This is a genomic window from Vibrio sp. 1288 (genome assembly GCF_033344475.1).
This window is the reverse complement of record NZ_JAWPOX010000192.1, coordinates 1-973: the sequence shown is the minus strand read 5'-3', so window position 1 is coordinate 973 and position 973 is coordinate 1. Positions and strand designations below refer to the sequence as shown.

The 973-nt window shown below is 46.1% G+C and carries 1 protein-coding gene; it reads right to left on the bottom strand.

Going from position 1 to position 973, the window contains the following annotated elements; genetic code table 11:
- Positions 1-87: 87 nt before the first annotated feature.
- On the bottom strand, positions 88-973 hold an 886-nt coding region (locus R8O11_RS25605; RefSeq protein ID WP_318194660.1), incomplete at its 5' end, for a LysR family transcriptional regulator.

The following is a 973-nucleotide window of genomic DNA, read 5'->3' as shown; positions in this document are numbered from 1 at the left end:
CTCCCCTCTTTGACGTTAATTTATCAATAGAGGTGATATAAACTGAAATCAAAGTTAATCATGAAAGTCATGATTGAAACTCATAGTCTAGTGAATAGAGTATTCTGATTGCTGCATAACGCTTTGCATCGTTTCCCGTATCCAACGATGCGCAGGATCGTTATCGTACTTTGGATGCCACATCAGCCAGTATTGATGGATTTGAGTATCAAATGGCAGAGGTTTATGTGCCAAACTCCAATGCTTAGCGAGGTTCACCGCGATATGCTCAGGGACGACCATCAAATGTTCACTTGAGACTAGGCGATTAACCGCCGCCGAGAAAAATGGGACTTTAAATGTGATATGTCGCGCCAACCCCATCTCTTTTAAAACCGTGTCGGTGCTTGAATCTTTATCGCCGCCACCCGTAACTTTTATGTGCGAATAACTGAGTAAAGCATCCACCGTCAGCTCTTTATAACTCGCTAGCGGGTGTGACGCTTTCATCAAACACACCGAGGTATCAGAACCAATGTTCACGCTTGAAACGCCTTCTGGTTTTGAAGGGTACATGGACGATGCGATGTGGATACCCAGTTCATGCAACTTATCGAGAAAATCTGGTTGCCATAAGCGATAAGCCATATCCAGTTGCGGCGCGAGTTGGCTTAAATGGGAAGCGATATCTGGAAGAACGTACTGAGCAACATAGTCACTAGACGCGACAACTAACTCACCTTGCCAATCTGCCGGTTCGAACGGTTTATCATCAAGCAGATGATCAAACTCAGACAGCAAATCATCAAGTTTAGCTTTTAACGCTAACGCTCGAGGTGTGGGTATGAGCAAGTTCCCCTGACGGACAAGCAACGGATCGCCACAAAGCTCTCTAAGCTGGGCTAATTGGCGGCTGACCGCAGATTGAGTTACGTGCAAGCGCTCGGCAGTGCGACTTACATGACACTCCTCAAGCAGCACATGCAATGATCTC